The sequence below is a fragment of the Pseudarthrobacter albicanus genome (assembly GCF_018224015.1).
Lineage (GTDB): Bacteria > Actinomycetota > Actinomycetes > Actinomycetales > Micrococcaceae > Arthrobacter > Arthrobacter albicanus.
Window position 1 is genome coordinate 98,679 of sequence record NZ_JAGPOT010000006.1, and the last position, 20,257, is coordinate 118,935.

The 20,257-nt window shown below is 68.7% G+C and carries 18 protein-coding genes; 12 read left to right on the forward strand and 6 right to left on the reverse strand.

The window, feature by feature from the left end:
* Positions 1-22 precede the first annotated feature (22 nt).
* The 7 genes from J9611_RS02230 (at position 23) to J9611_RS02260 (ending at position 6,338) form a co-directional block, all read left to right on the forward strand.
* Complete coding sequence (locus tag J9611_RS02230; protein WP_211877432.1) at positions 23-1,495, forward strand: lyase family protein; 1,473 nt, start codon at positions 23-25, stop codon at positions 1,493-1,495.
* Entirely contained in the window at positions 1,488-2,291 is an 804-nt protein-coding gene (locus tag J9611_RS02235; RefSeq protein WP_211877352.1) for an alpha/beta fold hydrolase, read from the forward strand. Before J9611_RS02230 ends, J9611_RS02235 begins: the two co-directional genes overlap by 8 nt.
* A complete protein-coding gene (gene pcaC, locus J9611_RS02240) occupies positions 2,288-2,755 on the forward strand; it encodes a 4-carboxymuconolactone decarboxylase (RefSeq protein WP_307856998.1) in 468 nt (155 codons plus the stop codon). Before J9611_RS02235 ends, pcaC begins: the two co-directional genes overlap by 4 nt.
* A gap of 76 nt (positions 2,756-2,831) precedes the next feature.
* Positions 2,832-4,067 carry a thiolase family protein gene (locus J9611_RS02245; RefSeq protein ID WP_211877360.1) on the forward strand — a complete coding sequence of 412 codons (1,236 nt, stop codon included), beginning with the start codon at positions 2,832-2,834 and terminating at the stop codon, positions 4,065-4,067.
* 3 nt (positions 4,068-4,070) lie between these two features.
* Positions 4,071-4,730 carry a 3-oxoacid CoA-transferase subunit A gene (locus J9611_RS02250; RefSeq protein WP_211877362.1) on the forward strand — a complete coding sequence of 220 codons (660 nt, stop codon included), beginning with the start codon at positions 4,071-4,073 and terminating at the stop codon, positions 4,728-4,730.
* Between the two features lies 1 nt (position 4,731).
* Complete coding sequence (locus tag J9611_RS02255) at positions 4,732-5,415, forward strand: 3-oxoacid CoA-transferase subunit B (protein WP_211877365.1); 684 nt, start codon at positions 4,732-4,734, stop codon at positions 5,413-5,415.
* A gap of 119 nt (positions 5,416-5,534) precedes the next feature.
* On the forward strand, positions 5,535-6,338 hold the full coding sequence (locus J9611_RS02260; protein WP_211877367.1) for an IclR family transcriptional regulator domain-containing protein: 804 nt from the start codon (positions 5,535-5,537) through the stop codon (positions 6,336-6,338).
* A gap of 24 nt (positions 6,339-6,362) precedes the next feature.
* Here J9611_RS02260 and J9611_RS02265 read toward each other — a convergent pair whose 3' ends face one another.
* Entirely contained in the window at positions 6,363-6,593 is a 231-nt protein-coding gene (locus tag J9611_RS02265) for a hypothetical protein (RefSeq protein ID WP_211877368.1), read from the reverse strand.
* 220 nt (positions 6,594-6,813) lie between these two features.
* Between J9611_RS02265 and J9611_RS02270 the strand changes: the two genes are divergently transcribed.
* On the forward strand, positions 6,814-7,749 hold the full coding sequence (locus tag J9611_RS02270) for a diacylglycerol/lipid kinase family protein (RefSeq protein WP_211877369.1): 936 nt from the start codon (positions 6,814-6,816) through the stop codon (positions 7,747-7,749).
* 80 nt (positions 7,750-7,829) lie between these two features.
* Here J9611_RS02270 and J9611_RS02275 read toward each other — a convergent pair whose 3' ends face one another.
* Positions 7,830-8,714, reverse strand: coding sequence for an ACT domain-containing protein (locus tag J9611_RS02275; protein WP_211877371.1), 885 nt, complete (start codon positions 8,712-8,714; stop codon positions 7,830-7,832).
* A gap of 113 nt (positions 8,715-8,827) precedes the next feature.
* Positions 8,828-9,331: a large conductance mechanosensitive channel protein MscL gene (gene mscL, locus J9611_RS02280; protein ID WP_211877373.1), complete on the reverse strand. Its 504-nt coding sequence runs from the start codon at positions 9,329-9,331 to the stop codon at positions 8,828-8,830.
* A gap of 196 nt (positions 9,332-9,527) precedes the next feature.
* On the opposite strand from mscL, the gene J9611_RS02285 reads away from it, so the two are divergent.
* Entirely contained in the window at positions 9,528-10,592 is a 1,065-nt protein-coding gene (locus J9611_RS02285; protein ID WP_211877375.1) for an FUSC family protein, read from the forward strand.
* A 10-nt stretch (positions 10,593-10,602) separates the two neighbouring features.
* Here J9611_RS02285 and J9611_RS02290 read toward each other — a convergent pair whose 3' ends face one another.
* Positions 10,603-11,886 carry an MFS transporter gene (locus tag J9611_RS02290; RefSeq protein ID WP_211877376.1) on the reverse strand — a complete coding sequence of 428 codons (1,284 nt, stop codon included), beginning with the start codon at positions 11,884-11,886 and terminating at the stop codon, positions 10,603-10,605.
* A gap of 193 nt (positions 11,887-12,079) precedes the next feature.
* Between J9611_RS02290 and J9611_RS02295 the strand changes: the two genes are divergently transcribed.
* From J9611_RS02295 to J9611_RS02305, 3 genes are all read left to right on the forward strand, one after another.
* The gene (locus tag J9611_RS02295) at positions 12,080-12,874 is read left to right on the forward strand and encodes an IclR family transcriptional regulator (RefSeq protein WP_211877377.1); all 795 of its coding nucleotides are present in this window, start codon (positions 12,080-12,082) and stop codon (positions 12,872-12,874) included.
* A 137-nt stretch (positions 12,875-13,011) separates the two neighbouring features.
* Positions 13,012-14,202, forward strand: a complete 1,191-nt coding sequence (locus tag J9611_RS02300) for a 4-hydroxybenzoate 3-monooxygenase (RefSeq protein WP_211877378.1) — start codon at positions 13,012-13,014, stop codon at positions 14,200-14,202.
* Positions 14,203-14,353: 151 nt separating this feature from the next.
* On the forward strand, positions 14,354-14,746 hold the full coding sequence (locus J9611_RS02305; protein ID WP_211877379.1) for a nuclear transport factor 2 family protein: 393 nt from the start codon (positions 14,354-14,356) through the stop codon (positions 14,744-14,746).
* A gap of 45 nt (positions 14,747-14,791) precedes the next feature.
* Here J9611_RS02305 and J9611_RS02310 read toward each other — a convergent pair whose 3' ends face one another.
* Both J9611_RS02310 and J9611_RS02315 read right to left on the reverse strand, forming a co-directional pair.
* Positions 14,792-15,295 (reverse strand): GNAT family N-acetyltransferase, encoded by a 504-nt coding sequence (locus J9611_RS02310; protein WP_211877380.1) that lies wholly within the window; start codon positions 15,293-15,295, stop codon positions 14,792-14,794.
* 97 nt (positions 15,296-15,392) lie between these two features.
* Positions 15,393-20,234 carry an NAD-glutamate dehydrogenase gene (locus tag J9611_RS02315; RefSeq protein WP_211877382.1) on the reverse strand — a complete coding sequence of 1,614 codons (4,842 nt, stop codon included), beginning with the start codon at positions 20,232-20,234 and terminating at the stop codon, positions 15,393-15,395.
* Positions 20,235-20,257 lie beyond the last annotated feature (23 nt).

Here is a 20,257-nt window from a genome sequence, read left to right on the forward strand (position 1 = left end):
CGGCCTGCACCGCGATATTGGACTGCACGGCGACGTTGGCCTGCTCAGCCCCGTGTCGGCGTCGCCCCTCGTGGCGGCGCTGACCGGGGACGGGGCGGTGCTCGGGGCGATCCTCGCCGTCGAGGCCGCCTGGGCCGCCGTCCTGGAAAACGCCGGACTGGCCCCGGCCGGCTCCGCCGCGGTGGTGGCAGCCGCCGCGCAGGTGGACCGCTACGACGCCGCCGGCATCGCCGTCCGCGCGCAGGGCGGCGCCAACCCGGTGATCCCGCTGCTGGCCGACCTCCGCGCCCAGGTCAAAGCCCTGGACACGGACGACGTGGGGGCGGTGAAAGCGGTGCACACCTCGCTGACCAGCCAGGACGTGCTCGACACCGCGCTCATGCTGCTGGCCCGCAACGCCCTCCCGGCGCTCCTGGGCGACCTGAAGCGGACGACGGCGGCGCTGGCAGCCCTCGCCGAACAGCACTCCGGCACGCTGTGCGTGGGCCGTAGCCTGACCCAGCACTCGCTGCCCTTCACCTTCGGGCTCAAGGCAGCCCAGTGGTTCCACGGCGTCGCCGCCGCGGCGCGCCGGCTTGAAGCACTGGAGCTGCCGGTCCAGACCGGCGGTGCGGCCGGAACGCTGGCAGCTGGCACCGCGCTGACCGACGGCTCAGCCGTGACCCCCTTCGACCTTGCGGACCGCCTCGCCGCCGCACTGGGGCTGGCTGCCACGCCGGGGCCGTGGCACACCAACCGGCTGGCCGTCACCGCCCTGGGTGACGCCCTGGCCGCGGTGACGGATGCGCTGGGCAAAATCGCCGGCGACGTCCTGTTCCTGAGCCGTCCGGAAGTGGCGGAGCTTGCGGAGCCACGCGCCGCGGGACGGGGCGTTTCCTCGGCCATGCCGCAGAAACAGAACCCGGTCCTCTCCGTGCTGGTCCGCAGCGCAGCGCTCCAGGCACCCGCCCTGGCCGCCCAGCTGCACCTTGCCGCCGCCAATTTCAACGACGAACGCCCCGACGGTGCCTGGCACACCGAGTGGCCGGCCCTCCGCCAGCTGCTCCGGCTGGCCCTCGGCGCCGCCGGGCAGCTTACGGAGCTCGCCGAGGGGCTGCAGCTCTTCCCGGCGGCCATGCGCCGCAACCTGGACCTGTCCGGGCCCTTGCTGCTCAGCGAGGGAGTGTCCGCCGCAGTGGCGCCGCTGCTCGCCGCGGACAGCGCGGGCCTGACCGGCAAGCAGCAGCTGCAGGCCATCGTGGAGCAGACACTCCAGGCCCCCGCCGCCGGGCAGGCAGCCACCTACCGGCGGCTGCTCCGTGCGGCCGTGCCCGCGGAGCAGCTCCCCGATACCCGCCTCGAGGAGCTGCTGGACCCGGCCGGCTACCTGGGCCAGGCCGCCGAAATCTCCCGCCGCATCCTCGCGGCCTACCCGGACTATGCCCGCGGCCCAGCTGCCCGCGCCGACGCCGGACCCTCACTGAATCCCGACCTGAACGGAGCCTCCCGTGGCTAGACCAACGATCAAGGCACTACTGCTTTCGCCCGAGCGCCCTCTCGGCGACAAGCCCCTCCTGGTGGTGGGACCGTCCCTCGGGACGTCCTCACTGCTGTGGGCCCGGGCCGGCGCCCTGCTCGGCGGCGACTTCGACGTCGTCGCCTGGGACCTGCCCGGCCACGGCATCTCGCCGGCCGCGACGGAAACCTTTGACGTCCCGGAGCTGGCCGACGCCGTGATCGGGCTCGTCGATTCGATCGCGCCCGGCGCGCGGTTCCACTACGCCGGTGTTTCCCTCGGCGGGGCCACCGGGCTGCAGCTGGGCATCAAACACGGCGAACGGCTCAAGAGCCTGTCCGTGCAGTGCACCGGAGCGAATCTCGGCACGCCGGAGGGCTGGCTGGAACGCGCCGAAACCGTGCGCACCCAGGGCACCCCGGTGATGATCCAGGGCTCGGCGGAGCGCTGGTTCGGCCCCGGCTTCATGGAACGCGAACCCGAACTCAGCAGCCGGCTCCTGCACTCCCTGCGCGATGCCGACCGCTTCAGCTACGCCTACTGCTGCGAAGCCCTCGCCGGCTACGACGTCCGGGACGAACTCGGCAGCATCCGCGTCCCCGTGCTGGCCGTGGCGGGCGTCGAGGACACCGTCGCGCCGCCGCCGTTCGCCGAAGAGATCGCCGCCGGCATCACCGCCGGCGGCGGCACCGCCACCGCGGTAGCACTGGAAGGCGTGGCCCACCTGGCACCCTTCGAGGCGCCGGGCGTCGTGGCGGACCTCCTCCGGACGTTCATCGGGGGAAACGAAAAGTGAGCCCCGTCATCCCCGGTCCCGGACTCTCCGGCCCGGAAAGAAACGGTGTGGTCCAGCCGGACGCCACCAGCCAGGAAATCTACGACGGCGGCATGGCGGTGCGCCGCGAGGTGCTCGGCGCCGCCCACGTGGACCGCGCCAACGCCAACAAGGACGCCTTCACCGGGGACTTCCAGGACATGATCACCCGGATCGCCTGGGGCGGCATCTGGACCCGCCCCGGGCTGACCCGGCAGATGCGCTCCGCCGTCACCATCACCGCCATGGTGGCCAACGGGCACTGGGAAGAACTGGCAATGCACATCCGCGCGGCCATCACCAACGGCCTGAGCAGGGACGACATCAAGGAGATCCTGCTCCAGACCGCCATCTATTGCGGAGTCCCCTCCGCCAACACCGCCTTCAAGACCGCCCAGCAGGTCTTCGCCCAGATCGACGAACCCGCCGCCCACCCAACTAGGTAGCAGTAGATGTCGTTTTGGGCCCTCAAAACGACATTCACTGCGAGCTAGTTGGGACACACAGAATCAGAGGAGCAGAATGAACCAGGCCTACATCTATGACGCAGTCAGGACCCCTTTCGGCAAGTTCGGCGCGGGACTGGCCGCCGTCCGCCCGGATGACCTCGCCGCCCACGTGATCCGTGAATCCGTCAAGCGCGCCCCGAAGCTCGACGTCGAGCGGATCGACGAGGTCGTGTTCGGCAACGCCAACGGCGCCGGCGAGGAAAACCGCAACATCGCCCGGATGGGCACCCTGCTGGCAGGCCTGCCGGTCTCCATCCCCGGCACCACGGTCAACCGGCTCTGCGGCTCCTCCCTGGACGCCGCCATCATCGCGTCCCGCCAGATCAACACCGGCGACGCGGAGCTCATGCTGGTCGGCGGAGCCGAATCCATGTCCCGCGCCCCCTGGGTCCTGCCCAAGACCGAGAAGCCCTACCCCGCCGGGGACCTGAACCTCGCCTCCACCACCCTGGGCTGGCGGCTGGTCAACAAGGCCATGCCCCAGGACTGGACCATTTCCCTCGGCGAGGCCACCGAACGGCTCCGGGAGAAGTACGGCGTGACCCGCGAGGCGCAGGACGAATTCTCCGCGAACTCGCACAACCTCGCCGCGGCCGCCTGGGACGAGGGCTTCTACGACACCCTCGTCACGCCGGTCCCCGGCACGGACCTGGTCCGGGACGAAGGCATCCGCGCCGGCTCCTCGGCCGAAAAGCTCGCCGGGCTCAAGACTGTGTTCCGCACCGGGAACGGCACCGTCACCGCCGGCAACGCCTCCCCGCTCTCCGACGGCGCCTCCGCCGCCTGGATCGGGAGCGAAAACGCCGCGGGGCTGCTCGGGATGGAGCCGCTGGCCCGCATCGCCGGCCGCGGCGCGCACGCCAACGATCCGCAGTTCTTCGGCTACGCCCCGGTGGAGGCCGCGAACAAGGCCCTCGCCAAGGCCGGCATCGGCTGGGATGAGGTCGGCGCCGTCGAACTCAACGAAGCGTTCGCGGCGCAGTCCCTGGCGTGCATCACCGCGTGGGGCATCGACCCGGGAATCGTGAACCGGCACGGCGGCGCCATCGCCATGGGCCACCCGCTCGGCGCCTCCGGCGGCCGCATCCTCGGCACCCTGGCCCGCAGCCTGCAGGCCTCCGGCCAGCGCTGGGGCGTCGCGGCCATCTGCATCGGCGTCGGCCAGGGCCTGGCCGTCGTGCTCGAAAACGTTGCTGCCGCCCCGACGGCAAAGACTGCCGCGCTGTCGGCAAAGACAGAGAAGGGCTAAAGCATGTTGAATTTCGTAGACACCGTCGGCGAGGCCGTCGCCGGCATCAAGGACGGCTCCACCGTCATGATCGGCGGGTTCGGCAACGCGGGCCAGCCGTTCGAACTCATCGACGCCCTGATGGACTGCGGCGCCACGGACCTCACCGTGGTTAACAACAACGCCGGCCAGGGCGACCAGGGCCTCGCGCTGCTCATCAAGGAGGGCCGGGTCAGGAAGATGATCTGCTCCTTCCCCCGGCAGTCCGATTCCTGGCACTTCGACACAAAGTACCGGGCCGGCGAGATTGAACTGGAACTCGTCCCGCAGGGCAACCTGGCCGAGCGCATCCGCGCCGCCGGCGCCGGAATCGGCGGCTTCTTCACCCCCACCGGCTACGGCACCATGCTCGCCGAGGGCAAGGAGACCCGGGTCATCGACGGCCGCGGCCAGGTCTTCGAGACCCCCATCCACGCCGATGTCGCCCTGATCAAGGCGCTCAAGGCCGACGGCAGGGGCAACCTTGTCTACCGCAAGACGGCCCGCAACTTCGGCCCGATCATGGCCGCCGCCGCCAAGCACACCGTGGTCCAGGTCGCCGAGATCGTCCCCACGGGCGGCCTCGACCCGGAGATCATCGTGACCCCCGGAATCTACGTCAACAGCATTGTGAAGGTGGCCTGAAATGAGCAGCACCCAGACGTCCATCCAGACCTCCGAGAAGCCGCTGGGCCGCGATGACCTGGCCCGCCTGGTCGCGCGGGACATCAAGCCGGGCTCCTTCGTGAACCTGGGCATCGGCCAGCCCACCCTGGTCTCCAACTACCTGGAGCCGGAGCAGAACATCACGCTCCACACCGAGAACGGCATGCTGGGCATGGGCCCGGAAGCCACCGGGGACCAGATCGACGGGGACCTCATCAACGCCGGCAAGATCCCGGTGACCGAACTGCCCGGCGCGTCCTACTTCCACCACGCGGACTCCTTCGCGATCATGCGCGGCGGGCACCTGGACATCTGCGTGCTCGGGGCGTTCCAGGTCTCCGCCACCGGCGACCTGGCCAACTGGCACACCGGCGCCCCGGACGCGATCCCGGCGGTCGGCGGGGCCATGGACCTCGCCACCGGTGCCAAGGACGTCTTCGTGATGATGACGCTCCTGACCCGTGAAGGCGTGTCCAAGCTCGTGGAGACCTGCACGTACCCGCTGACCGGGATCGGCTGTGTGACGCGCGTGTACACGGACAAGGCAGTGTTCCTGACCGGCCCGGACGGCGTCGAGGTGCGGGAAACCTTCGGCTGCACGTTGGCGGAGCTGCAGGCGATGGTGCCGGTGCCGCTCAAGGCCGCGTCCGCCGTCGGAAGCTGACAGGCCGGCCTCTTCCGCCCCGCTGCGCGAACGTACACTTCAGGCCCGCAAAACGGCGGTTTCAGGGCCTGACGTGTACGTTCGCGCGGATAAAGTGGTGCGAGACCATGAGGTGGGATATGATTGAGGCAGTAAAGGGCGGCGCGCCCGCCGCCAGCGACCAGTACGTGCAGTCGCTGGCGCGCGGACTGGCCGTGATCCGGGCGTTCGACACGGACCATCCGAAGATGACGCTTACGGAGGTGGCGGCCCGGACCGACCTCACCCGCGCCACCGCACGCCGGTTCCTGTACACCCTCGTGGAGCTCGGCTATGTCCGCACCGACGGAAAGATCTTCGCGCTGACCGCCAAGGTGCTGCAGCTCGGCTACGCCTACCTGTCCGGGCTGTCCCTGCCGCAGCTCGCGCAGCCACACCTGGAGGAGCTGGCGCTGCGGCTGGGGGAATCGACGTCGGCGGCCGTCCTCGACGGCACCGACATCGCGTACATCGCGCGGGTGTCGACCAAGCGGATCATGACCGTCGGCATCACCGTCGGCACGCGGTTCCCGGCGTACGCCACGTCGATGGGGCGGGTACTGCTCGCCGCCCTCCCGCCGGCCCAGCTCCAGGACTACCTCGCGGCCGCCGAGATCCGGCCGCTCACCCCGCGGGCCCTCGGGACGGGGGAGGCGCTGCTGGCGGAGCTGGACACCGTCCGCGCGCAGGGCTGGTGCCTGCTGAACCAGGAACTCGAACTCGGGCTGATGTCCGTCGCGGCCCCGGTCCATGACGGGCCGAAGGTCGTGGCCGCCATCAACGTCTCCCTGCAGGCCCAAACCGTCGGCGCGCAGCCTGATCCGGAAAGCTACCTGGCGGGAGTGCGGGCGGCGACGGTTGCCACCGCGGAGCTCATCTCGGCGGACCTGTCCTCGGGACGGTAGCGGCGGCGGCCCTGCCGGCAGGTGTCAGGAGCCCGCGATGGGCCCGGTCGAAATGGTGATCTTGACCCCGGCGGGGTCGTCGCTGATCAGCAGGCGCAGGTCCCTGCCCACGAGCGAGGCATGGGCGTCCTCGCTGTCCCCGGGTGCCAGTTGGGAGGCGAGCCGGGTGACCGCCAAGGCCATGGCCCGCCCCCAGTCATGGGGATCCATGCTGGATGCCTCGGCCTCGGCCGAGTAGTTCTCTGGTTCGGTCATGATTCCCCCGCGTTCCGCGCCTGGAGCGTGGCCCGTCAGCTGGTCCGGACGGGCAGTGAGATTGTGCCCGCGTGCTCCACAGTACATAAGAATGGCCAGTCTAATGACCCCGCGGACGGAACGTCCACGATTCGCGCCCCCGCGGTGCTGAGGTTACGGCCGGAGTCCGGCTAGGCTTTCAGTTCGGGACACACCCGCCTCCCCGCCCCCGAAGGACGCCATGCCAGAGAACAACCCCGCGCTTGATGGCAAAACACAGCCCAGGCGCGCCGCCGTGATCATCAATCCGATGAAATCCTCCGGTGCGGCGCTGCAGGGGGCCATCTACCGGCTCTGCGAGACGCAGGGCTGGACCGAGCCGCTCTGGCTGGAGACAACCGTCGAAGACCCGGGCGCCGGGCAGGCCCGCCAGGCGCTGGATGAAGGGGTCGACGTCGTCATCGCCGCCGGCGGCGACGGTACGGTCCGCTGCGTCGCAGAGGTCCTCGCGGGTACCGGAACTCCCCTGGGCCTGGTTCCCCTGGGCACCGGCAACCTGCTGGCCCGCAACCTCGGCATCAACGTCAGCGACCCGGTAGCGGCCTGCCTCGACGTCCTGAACGGCAGCGAAAAGTCCCTGGACGTGGTCAAGGCAACCCTGGACCGGGAAGACGAACTGGTGTTCCTCGTGATGGCGGGACTCGGGTATGACGCCGCCATCATGGCCGACACCGTGGACGTGCTGAAAGACCGCATGGGCTGGCTCGCCTACGTTGAGGCCGGCATCCGCAAACTGCCGGGCAAGCCCGTGAGGGCGAGGATCAGCGTCGACGGCGGGGAGCCGGTCCGCCGCCGGATCCGCAGCGTCATGGTCGGCAACTGCGGCCGCCTCATGGGGGGCGTCGAAATCTTCCCCGAGGCAAAAACCGACGACGGCGTGCTTGACCTGCTGATCCTGGCACCGCGCGGCCGGCTCGGCTGGCTCGGCGTGATCGCCGGCATTTTCGGCCGCAGCAAAGGCGAGACGGAATCCGTCGAGTATTTCCAGGGAAAATCGGCCGAGATCACCCTGGAGCACGAACAGGAGTTCCAAGTGGACGGCGACCATGTGGGCGCCGGAACGCACCTGACCATGACGGTGGAGCCGGCCGCGCTCAAGATCAGAATGGCCGTCTAGGCCGACTCGCCTGACTCCCGGTCGGGCCGCAGCGCCCGGTGGATGCCCGTGTCCGACGACGCCGGCGGAGTTCCGGCCGCTCAGGAAGCGGATGACGGCCGGGAGCCCTGCTCTCCCCCAGGGGCCGGGCGGTGGGCCAGGATCTCGGCGAGCTCCGCCAGCCGGTGGGCGCGTGCTGATTCCGCCGGGGTGAACGGCTCGCCGGGCCGGACAAAGGTGATGGGGCCGTGCCAGGCCGTCGGGATGCGCAGCATCGTGCCGCCGGCGGTGGAGGCCTCCTGCCGGGTGTCCGAACCCTCCGAGGGAACGATCCCGGCGTGCAGCAGTTCCGCCACCGCCAGCGGCAGCTCATCCGGATTGGCGGCGATCCGGGCGGCCAGGCTCAGCGCGCCGGTCTGCCCGTCCGCCATGGCCAGCGCCGTGGTGGGCCAGACGTGCGGATCCTTCCCGCCGCCGTCGCGCAGCGCGCGGAGCAGCTCGCCTTCGCGGAGCTCCCCCTGCGCGGACAGCACGAACTCGTCCAGCACCCCGCCGGCTACCGGGTGGACATGGATGCTCAGGATGTTGGTGTCCAGCCGTGCCAGCGACTGCGTGATCTTCTGCAGCGAACCGGGCCTGTCCTTCAGTACGGTCCGGGCCCGCCAGAGGGCAGGCGCCGCCACCAGCCGGCTGCGGTGCCGCAGGGCCGGGGCGTGCAGCCAGCGGCGCAGCATCCTCGCAGCCGAGGGTTCCGCCACCCAGATCACCAGAATCGTGGCGGTCAGCGTGAGGACCAGGACCTTGGCGACATACGGCAGGTGCGTTTCCACCACAGCGGCGTGCACCAGCAGTTCGATCGGCAGCATCACGGCGATATTGGCGAGGGTGAGCCTGGCCTTGGTCGGTTCGGGCATCTGGCCGCAGACTTCGCAGCTCAATTCGGAGGGCGCGGGGGACGATGTTCTGCCAGGGGCTTTAGGCTTCATGCTCCCATGATGGCGGCCCGCTGTTTCAGGCGGATTGCGGCCGGGTGACGGATTCGGACCCGGCGCTGCCGGCCAAGGCAAGCTGCCGGTGAGGAAGCACCGGCCTGGCCCGGTCAGCGGCGGTGCGAACCGGTCAGCTCGGCCGCCTCTTCGCCGGACGGCCCGCCCGCCGTCGCGCCCGCCGTCGCGCCGGTCAGTCCGGCCGGCCGCTCCGGGGCGGCGAGCTGCGCCAGCAGGTCGCGGATCTCGGCGAGCAGCGCGGTGTCCGCCGGCAGCGGCTTCTCCTCGGGTTCCGCCGTGGCCAGACGTTTTTTGACCATGCTGTTGATCCTGTTCATGGGTGCCACGAAGAGGAAATACACCACCGCCGCCGTGATTAGGAAGGTGAGGAAAGCGGTGATCACCGCGCCGAAGTTGACGAAGGTTTTCGCATTCCCGGGCCAGATGTGGAAGCCCAGGCCGTCGGTTTCCACACCGCCGGCCGCCGCAATGACCGGGTTCACGATGTTGGAGGTAAATGCGCCGACCAGTGCCGTGAACGCCGTGCCGACGACGACGGCGATGGACAGTTCAATCACGTTGCCGCGCAGGATGAAATCCTTGAATCCTTTGAGCATGGGGACCTCCGGTATGTCTTTGCTGGATGAATTGGTTGCAGGAACCAACCGAAAGACGCTACCACTTCGTGCAGGCGGGTCCGATTCCAATGAACGGCGGGCAATGCTGCCCCGTTGCCGTTGCGGCGTAGAATCCAGCGTGGATGCCACCGCCGCCGTCGTACCATTGTGACCTCAACGAAAGGCGCCCCCAGCCGTGAAGATGCTCTCCGAGATGTTCACCATGGGACCCGGCAAGAACGACCATCAGGTGGCGCTCCGCTGCGCCGTCGGCGTCTTTGTTCCCCTGGTCACCCTCCTGCTGCTGGACCGCCTGGACCTGGCCGTCTTCGCCTCCTTCGGGGCCTTCACCGGGATCTACGGCCGGAACGAGCCGCACGCGAAGCGGTTCGTCCTCCAGTTGCGTGCCGGCCTGCTCATGATGCTCGTGATGCTCCTTGCCGTCCTGACGGCCCGTACCGGCGAGGCCTTCGCGCTGACCGCCCCGGGCACCACATGGATCCAGGTCCTGGCCACCACCGTGGTGGCCGGCGGCTGTTCGTTGATCGTCGCGCGGTGGCGCCTGCGCCCGGCAGGCTCGCTCTTCCACATCTTCGCCTTCGCGGCCATCGCGTCCATCCCCAACCAGCCGCCGCTGTGGCAAGGCATGCTGGTGGCGGTGCTGACCGTCGCGCTCTCGCTGCTGATCGGAATATCCGCCCGCGTGGTCCGAAGCCACCGGATGCCGTGGGTGCGGCCGAAGCGCCCGCGGCTGACGCCGGGCGAAACGCGGGCTGCCCGGCTTGAGGCCGTGGGGTACGTCGTGGCGGCCGGCGTGGCCGGAACCCTGGGGACCGTTGCCGGCGAGTGGCTCGGCTTCGGCCACAATTACTGGGCCATGGTGGCGGCGGTGGTCCCGCTAGTCGGGCACTCCACCCGCCACCGTGTGAGCCGGGGTTTGCAGCGCATCGTGGGCACGGCCGTGGGGCTCGTGCTGCTGGCCGGGATCCTGTTGCTGCGGCCGGCGCCCTGGCAGACCGTGCTGGTGATCGCGGCCTGCCAGTTCGGGGCCGAAATGTTCATCGCACGCCAATACGTCCTGGCCCAGATTTTCGTCACGCCCCTGGCCCTGATCTCGACGCTGCTGGTGGCGCCCTCGTCGCCCGCACTCCTGCTGCGGGACCGGATCGTGGAGACCGTCATCGGTGCCGCCGTCGGCGTCGCCGTCGTGCTGGCCCCGACGGCCTGGCGCCGCCTGCGCGCCCGGCAGCCGGCGCCCTAGCGGCTGCCTGCTAGCGGCCTACGGCGGCCTCCGCGCCGGCCGGCGCGGTGATGGTGTGCGGTACGAATGCCAGGGCCGCGACAGCCAGTACGGCGGCGGCGGCGAAAACGTAGAAACCCCAGGGGTATGCAATTCCGGCGGCAACCAGGGTGCCGGTCACGGCGGGGCCCAGGATGGCGCCGAAGCGGCCGACGCCGGCGGCGAAGCCCAGTGCCGTGCCGCGCAGCCGGGCCGGGAACAGCTGGCTGACCCACGCATACACCAGGACCTGGGAGCTGAAGACGAACACACCGGTCACAAAAACCGCAACGTTGATCAGGAGTTCGTTCTGGATCTTGACGCTGAGCACCGCGAGGAACACGGCGGAGAGGCCGAACCAGAGAAGCACGATCTTCTTCGTGCCGTGCCGGTCTGCCAGGATGCCGGCAATCACGAGGCCGGCGACGGCGCCGACATTGAGCACCAGCAGCAGCGACAGCCCGGCGCTGAGGCTGTAGCCGGCCGATGACATGAGCTGCGGCAGCCACGTGTTGAGCCCGTAGACCAGGAGCAGCCCCATGAAGGATGCCACGGCCACTCCTGCAGCCACCAAGGGGTAGGGCTTCCTGCCGAGGTGCCGGAATCCGGCCCTCTCGGGCTGGGCCGCTCCCGGCTGGGACGTCGGGACGGGCGCTGCCGCCGCGGTGCCGGCGGCAGCCTCGGGGACCTGATACACCGCCGGCAGTGTTTCGGGAAGCTTGAACCAGAGGAACGGCACCAGGGCGAGGCCCGCAGCGCCGCCCACCACGAACATGGTCCGCCAGTCCGGGATGACCATCAGGGCAAGGAAGGCCGTGGCCACGGCACCGGCGTGGTACCCGGTCATGGTCCGCGTGGTGGACTTCCCGGCAGAACCGGCCGGCGCATAGTCATTCATGTAGGCCAGCGCGGCGGGCAGGCACGCCCCCAGGCCGAGCCCGGCGAGGAGCCGGAAGGTGCTGAAGAGTGCCACATTGGGGGCGAAGACGACGGCGATGGTGAAGATGGAGAACCAGGTCACGCAGGCCACCAGCAGCTTCCGCCGGCCCAGGCGGTCCGAGAGCGGGGCGATGAACAGCGCACCCAGCCCTACGCCCACCAGCGAGATGGTGGCCGCAAACGTGGCGCCCACGGCGTCGAACCCGAGATCGTGCGTCTTGATCAGGGTCGGGATGACCGTGCCGAGGACCACCAGGTCAAAACCATCCAGGACCATGGCCAGCCAACAGAGCCAGATGGGCCACCGGGATCTGTTCTTCAATGGAGACGTGGACATGGCTACCTCGGAGATTCTGGACCTGGACCTGGACGTGGCCTCGACCGGGTTCTTCCCGCATTCTACGCTTGTGGGGCCTTTACCATATCGGAAGGCTGCAGGGAAGGGTCCCTGTCCGCACGGAATCCGGCGCTTTCTCCCGCCGCAATGGGTAGGGTGGAAGGCCAGATACCATTCAACGGAAGAGGCGCCCATGGCGAATTCTGTGTCCGGGGATTCCGTGGTGGACCGCGTCGTCCGGGTGATCGGGGCCTTTCCCGAGGGCGTCACCGAACTGCAGCTCTCCGAGCTGGCCGGCCGCGCCGCCCTGCCCCTCGCCACGGCCCACCGGCTGGTCCGGCAGCTCGCGGGGCACGGGCTCCTGGAGCTGGGAAGCGGCGGCTCGGTCCGGCTGGGCCTGCGGCTCTGGGAGCTGGTCAACCGCAACTCGCCCACCCTCGCCCTGCGCCAGGCGGCCATGCCGTTCATGGAGGACATCCAGCAGGTCCTGAACCAGAACGTGAACCTGGCGGTGCTGGACGGCTGGGAGGCGCTCTTCGTGGAACGGCTCTCACGCCGCGGATCCGTAGCGAACAGGGCAAAGATTGCGGGCCGGATGCCGGTGCACGTATCCTCGGCCGGCCTTGCCCTGATGGCTAACCAGCCACCCGCCGTGCAGGCTGAGTATCTGCGCGAGTTCAAGGATCCCGCGGGCAAGCTGCGCGCGGAGGATGTCCGCGCCCTCCTTCATGAGACTGCCGCCCACGGCTACGTCGAGCTCGCCGGCGTCGTGGACCCGGACACCTGGGGCATTGCCGTGCCCGTGCGGAACGCGCGCAACCGTACGGTGGCCGCGCTCGGCGTCGTGGTTCCGCTGCGCGAGATGCGGCTGCAGGCGCTGGTCCCGGCGCTGCAGACGGCGGCGCGCGGCATCGGGCGGCAACTGCATGACTCGCCGGCCATCATCTCACCGCGGCCGGCTCAATTCCATTCAATGGAACCGTTGTAACGCCCATCACGTGTCCCGGGGCACACTGTAGCCAGGGAATCCAACCGGCCCCGATGCGCTGGATGCACCGCTTGCAGGGTACGCAAAGTACCCCAGGGCACGCAGCGGTCAGGGCTCCGCAACGAAGCGAGGAACACATGGCAAACCGTACAATCGTCACCACCCAGGTCGCCATCATGGGTGCCGGTCCGGCGGGGTTGATGCTCTCCCACCTGCTGGCCAGGCAGGGAATCGAATCCACCGTCATCGAGGTCCGCAGCCACAACGAAATCTCGGAAACCGTGCGCGCCGGCATCCTGGAACACGGCTCAGTGAACCTGCTCGTTGACAGCGGCGTCTCCGACCGCGTGCTCCGCGACGGTGACCGGCACGACGGGATCGAACTGCGCTTCAACGGCGAAAGCCACCGGATCGACTTCCAGGACCTCGTCGGGGAATCGGTCTGGCTCTACCCCCAGACCGACGTCTTCCTCGACCTCGCCGCACGGCGCAAGGAAGACGGCGGCGACGTCCGCTACAGCGTCACGGACACCACCATCCATGACCTTGAAGGCAAGCCGAAGGTCTGGTTCACGGACGCCGACGGCGTGGAATACGAGCTCCAGGCGGACTTCATCGCCGGCGCCGACGGCTCCCGCAGCCACAGCCGTTTCCAGATTCCGGAGGCGCAGCGCAAGTGGTACTTCCATGAATACCCCTTCGCCTGGTTCGGCATCCTCGCCGAGACGCCCCGCAGCGCCGACGAACTGATCTACGCCAACTCCGAAAACGGCTTCGCTCTCATCAGCCAGCGGACCGAAACGGTCCAGCGCCTGTACTTCCAGTGCGACCCGAACGAGGACGTCACCAACTGGAGTGATGACCGGATCTGGGACGCCTTCCGCAGCCGCGTCAACGGCAACGGTTTCGAGCTCAAGGAGGGACCGGTGATCGACAAGACGGTCCTGAAATTCCGCAGCTTCGTGCACGCCCCGATGCGCCACGGAAACCTCTTCCTGGCCGGGGACGCCGCCCACACCGTTCCGCCGACCGGCGCCAAGGGCCTGAACCTGGCGCTCCATGACGTCAAGGTGCTCTTCGAGGGATTCGACAGCTTCTACAAGACCGGCTCCACCGCCCTGCTGGACGGCTACAGCGGCCGCGCCCTGGACCGCGTCTGGAAGGCCCAGCAGTTCTCCTACTGGATGACGTCGATGCTGCACACACCGGCGGATGTGGACGATTTCACCCGCGCCCGCCAGCTCGGCGAGCTCAACTCGGTAGTGTCCTCCCGCCACGGCCGCGCATACCTGGCCGAGGCGTACACCGGCTGGCCGAGCGCGAAGTAGAGGGCCCGGGCAGGCGACCGCGGCTGGCCCGCCGGCCCGCTGCAGGGCCGCACGTCCGCGGCAATGATTTCCCATCGACAGTCACCCCGGTCAGGAATACCCTTAAGCCGTCCCGGAATGACCCGACAAGGATGACGGAGAGGTGTCCGACATGGGAGCTGCAGAAAATGCTGAACTGGTCCGGCGGGGGTACGAGGCCTTCAACGCAGGGGATATGGCGGCGCTCCGCGAATTATTCGTGGAGGACGCAGTCTGGTACGTCACGGGAAGCGGCGTGCTGTCGGGGACGAAGCAAGGGCGCGAAGCCGTTCTGGCCTACTTCGGCGAATTGGGATCGCGTTCCCAAGGCACCTTCCAGGCTGCCGTCCAGGACATCGTCGGCGGGGAAAACCACACAGTGGGGCTCCAGCAAAGCCGCGCCGAAGCCAACGGAAAATCCTTGGACGTGGCCACAGCCATCGCGTTCGTGCTCCGCGACGGTAAGGTCACCGAGGGCCGGGAGTTCTTCGAGGACACGGCCAAGTGGGACGAGTTCTGGGCCTAGCAGGGCCGGTGCTTGGCGCGCAGGCCAAAAATGATCCCGACGGGCTCAGGCCATGGCGGTGTGCGCGGCGCTGTGCGAATCGATCGCCTTGGCGTAGCAGTACGAGTGCTCCACCCCCACATAGGGTCCGAAGTTCGGCACGGCTCCGAAGCCGGAACTCTCGTAGAAATGCCGGCCATCGGGCTGGGCGGAACCCGCCTCCGCGGTGATGGAGGTGATGCCGAGGGAGTGGGCGTGGGCTTCCAGCGCCGCCAGGATGGAGGTCGCCACGCCGGAGCCTCGGGTGTAGGGCAGGACGTAGAGCCGCTTGATCTCGGCGGTGTGCCCGTCCAGGATCCGCAGCCCGCCGCAGCCGACGGGCTGGCCGGAGGCCTTGTCGTGTGCGACGAGGAAGATGGCGGTGTCGGCTTCCGACGGCGGCGGTCCGGGTTCGTGGTCGCTGGTGCCGAAGCGGGCGTCCAGTTCCGCCTGCTGGGCGGCGCGCAGGGCCGCACCCACGGGGTTGGCCCACGTGACGTGCCTGATGTTGAGCCGGGGGTTGGTCTGCATGGCTGCCTCGCTTCGCCGAAGGGTTATGCAAATCAAGCCTAAGAGCCAGCGGTTACCGCGGTGTTTCCTGCGCGTAAGGGTCCGGAGAACTGTGGGTTCAGCTTCGGACCAGCGTTCTGAGCAGTTTGAGTGCCACGGAGATGGAGGCGATGTCCACCTGCCCCGGCCTGGTGACCTCCGCGAACGTGTCTTTGATCCGCGCCAGCTGCTCCTGGTGTCCGCGCTCCCACGCCACAATGCGTTCCATACTGTCGGCGCCCGCGAAGTCACCGCCTTGGGTGGTCTGCAAGACGTACAACGTCATGTCGGCCACGGCGGAGTAGACGTCATCACGCAGGGCCGCCCGGGCCAGGGCCTCCCAGCGGCTGTGCCGGGGCAGGTCGGTGATGCGCAGCAGCAGGCCCACCGCACCGATCCGCTGAAGAACCGCCCAATAAAGATCGGCGATCGTGGTGATGGGTTCCTTTACCTGCTCCGACACCAGCGAAATGTCCAGAAGCCCGAAGCTTTCGAGCAGGTCTGAGGCGCGCTTCCCCAAATCCCGCGGCAGGCCGACGTCGTCCCAGTGCGCCAGCCGGCCATGGACGAGGTCGCGATCGGAGCCGCGCAGAAAGTCCACGGTCCTGGTCCTCAGCAGGTCCAAAGTGGGCATGACCCGGCCCAGGGCCTCGGCGACGGGCTGGTCCCGGTGGTCATGCGTCACATACCACCGGGTCGCCCGGTCCAGGAGCCTGCGCATGTGCAGGGCCACCTGGGCGGCGTGTTCGCTGGGAAACCCGGGGGGAAGGGCGGCCAACCTGCCTGTTATCCAGGGCAGGCCGTAGGCCTCGCGTACCACCACGAAGGCCCTGGCCACTGCGGCGGCGGTTGCGGTGGTTTCCTCGATGGCACGGAAGGCGAAGGTGATTCCTCCCAGGTTGATCATGTCGTTGGCCACCACCGTGCACACGATCTGACGGCGCAGGGGGTGCGCGTCCAGTTCGGCGTCGAAGCGCTCGGACAGCTGGCGGGGGAAGTAGCCGCGGAGTACCCGCTTGAACCAGGGGTCATCGGCAAGATCGCCGGCGCTGAGCTCCCTGGCCAGCTCGATCTTCGCATAGGCGGCGAGCACGGCGAGTTCGGGAGCCGTGAGTCCATGGCCGGACCGCAGCCGGTCCTGGAGTTCCTCCGTGCCCGGCAGCGCCTCCAGCCGGCGGTCCAGGTCGGTGGCGTTCTCCAGCCAGTCCATGATCCGCTCAAACCCGGGGCTCCACTCCAGCACCAGGTGCCGGTCGTTGAGCAGGAGGACGTTCTGGTCCGCGTTGTTTGCCAGGACCAGGCGGGCCACCTCATCGGTGAGGGAGTGCAGGAAACCGGCGCGTTCCGACGCCGGCATCTTCCCCGCCGCGATCATCCTGTCAACGAAAATCTTGATGTTGACCTCGTGGTCCGAACAATCCACGCCGGCCGAGTTGTCGATCGCATCCGTGTTGAGCAGGACGCCGTTCAGGGCCGCTTCGATCCGTCCGCGCTGGGTGATGCCCAGGTTGCCGCCCTCGGCAACGATCCTGGCCCTCAGTTCGTTGCCGTTGACCCGGATGGCGTCGTTCGCCTTGTCGCCCACCTCTGTGTGGCTCTCGGTGGAGGCCTTGACATAGGTTCCGATGCCGCCGTTGTAGGCCAGGTCCACGGGTGCCCGGAGGATGGCCTGAAGGAGGGCATGAGGCGGAAGCGTTGCCGTTCCCGGTTCCAGGCCGAGGGACATCCGGACCTGCTCCGTGATCGCGATGGTCTTGGCCCTGCGGGAATGGACGCCGCCGCCCTCGCTGATCAGCGAGGGATCATAGTCGGCCCAGGACGAACGGGGGAGGCCGAACAGACGCTTGCGTTCCTCGAAGGATGCCGTGGCATCCGGGGCAGGGTCGAGGAAGATGTGCCGGTGGTCGAACGCCGCCACCAGCCGGATGTGGGGCGAGAGCAGCATCCCGTTCCCGAAGACGTCGCCGCTCATGTCGCCGATGCCCACCACAGTGAAGTCTTCGCTCTGCGGGTCCATGCCCAGCTCGCGGAAATGGTGCTTCACGGATTCCCACGCCCCGCGGGCCGTGATTCCCATCTGCTTGTGGTCGTAGCCCACGGATCCGCCGGACGCGAAGGCGTCTCCCAGCCAGAAGCCGTACTCCTGCGCCACGGCGTTCGCGGCATCGGAAAAGGACGCTGTTCCCTTGTCGGCCGCCACCACCAGGTAGTAGTCGTCGCCGTCGTGGCGCACCACGCGCTCCGGCGGGACCACCTCTTCGCCGCGGGCCGTGGTGACCAGGTTGTCCGTCAGGTCCAGCAGCCCGCTGATGAAAATCCGGTAGCATTCCAGGCCTTCGGCCAGCCAGGCCTCCCGGTCCGCGGCCGGGTCCGGCAGCTGCTTGGGGTAGAACCCTCCCTTGGCCCCCGTCGGTACAATGACGGAGTTCTTCACGTTCTGCGCCTTGACCAGTCCCAGGACCTCGGTCCGGAAATCCTCGCTTCGGTCAGACCAGCGCAGCCCGCCGCGGGCCAAGGCCCCGAACCGGAGGTGGACGCCTTCAACGCGGGGTGAGTAGACCCAGATCTCGTACTTGGGCCGGGGAAACGGGGCATTGGCGATCGCCGCCGGATTCAGCTTGAAACTCAGATGGGGCTTGTCCTGGAAGAAGTTGGTCCGCAGCGTTGCTTCCACCAGATTCATGAACGTGCGAAGGAGCCGGTCGGCATCGAGCACGGGGATTTCGTCGATCGCGGCCAGCAGCTCTGTCCGTGCTGCGGCGGTCTCCCGGAACCGGCCGGGCACGTCGAGCCCGGGATCGAACTTCGCCTGGAACAGGGCCAGGAGTGCGTGTGTTGCCCGGACATTGGTCATCAGCGTATCCGCGATGAACCCGTACGAGGTGGTTGTCCCCAGCTGCTGGAGGTACTTCGCATAGCTTCGCAGGATTGCCGCCTGCCGCCAGCCCACCCGCTCGCGGATGACGAGTGCGTCGATCCGGTCGGATTCGACGTCGCCCCGCATGGCAGCGCGGAACGCATCGGCGAGCAGTCCGCTGCTTGCCTCGGGATCAACTCCGGCGGGATACTTCACGCCGAGGTCGTACAGAAACACGTTCTGCCCGGTGCCGCGCCGGAGCTCGAAGGGCCGCTGGTCCAGCACCTCGAGCCCGAGGTTGTGCAGGAAGGGCAGGATCTGCGTGAGGCTCCGGGGCCTGGTCAGGTAGAGGCGGATCCGGGCGTCCTCGGCCAGGGTGGGCGGGGCGCCCCGCCTGACGTAGACCGTGAGCAGCGGATCCCCGTGCGGGCGCCCGCCGGTGCCGTCCAGATCGAACGTCTCGAAGTTGATGATGTCCCCGATCGCGGCTTCCGCCTCGTGGTCCGCGCGATAACTCGGGGGAAACGCGTCCGACCACAATCCGGAGAGCCTGGCGGCCTCCGCCGCCGGGAAGCGCTCACGGATCACCTCGTCGAGTCCGTCCGTCCAGGAGCGGGTGGCTGAGATCAGGCGCCGCTCCAGTTGGGCGGGGTCGACGCCGGCGGTGCCGGACGCCGGGGCATCGGGTGCGGCCCCAGCCAGGTGGATCCGGAAGAACACCCGGGCCATGGGGGATTCGGTCAGCCGGGCCTCGAACTCGATGGATTTCGCCTTGAAGGCCTGCCTGAGCTCCTGTTCCATCAGCAGCCGGACAGCCGTGCTGTAGCGGCGGCGCGGGAAAAAGACCAGCGCGGAGATGAACCGGCCAAAGCTGTCAGGCCGCAGGAACACGCGGGTCCGCCGGAGTACCTCGGCACGGAGGATTTCGCCCGCCAGCCGGGCGAGGTCATCCACCTCGATGTGGAAGAGCTCATCGCGCGGAAAGGTCTCCAGAACAGCCAGCAGATCCTTGCCCTGGTGTGATCGGGGCGTAAATCCCAGGCGTTCGCTGACGGCCTGGACCTTTTCACGGATCACCGGAATCCGCCGGACGGACTGGTGCGCGGCGCCGGGAGTGAACAACCCCACGAACCGTCGCTCCCCGGTGGCTTTGCCGGCCTCGTCGAACACCTGCAGGCGCACCTCGTCCAGGTAGGACCGCCGCAGGACTGTGGACCGCACCTCCGAGGTGGCAAGCGTGAGCGCCTGGGGCCCATGGATCCCCGACTGCCCGGGACCCGGCCTTCCAGCGGCGTCCCCCTGTCGCCGCCGCAGCAGGCCCAGCGCGGCACCCGGCCGCTCGGTGAGCAGTTCCTGGCCGCCCGCCGTCGTGAGTTCATATTCGCCGTAGCCGAGGAACAGGAAGTTGCCGTCGTCCAGCCAGAGGAGCAGTTCACGAAGCTGTTCCAGCGGCGGAACGAGGCCCGGCGGCAATCCGTCCACCGAGGCGACCGCCTCGGATACCTTGCTGTGGATGGCGTCAGCGTCCCCGGCGGAAACCCGCACATCATCCAGTACCCTGTGCAGGTTTTCTGTGAGCTCCCTTGCCGCCGTGTCGTCTGCCAGCCTGCCGATTTCCGCGGCAATCCAGGTCTCGGTGCTCCCTGATTCCGGGGCGGGGCTTCCCGAAGGGCTTTCCGGGGAAGGGCCGCGCCGGATGTCCAACAACTCGTGGGACACCGGATCACGCAGCACCTGGAAGCTCGGATGCACGAGCACCCGGATCGAGGCGTCGTCGCGTGTGAGCTCCGCCGAGATGGAGTGGACCAGGTACGGGATGTCCTCGGCCACCACTGCAACGATGCTGGCGTCCAGTTCGTTCAGGATCCCGACGGCGGCCTGGCCGGGGGCCCGCGACGACGCCACTTTCAGGTGGTGCGCCGCCCGCGTCCGGAGTGTCTCCGGGCTGTAGCTCCGCAGGTCCTCCGCGGGTACCTGCGCGTAGTAGTCGGCCAGAAAAGGTCCGCTGGGCTCCAGGGGACCCGCGGTCCGGGCGTGCTCCGCGGGCACCGATTTGCCTGACATGTCACAGCGCCTCCACCGCGGGG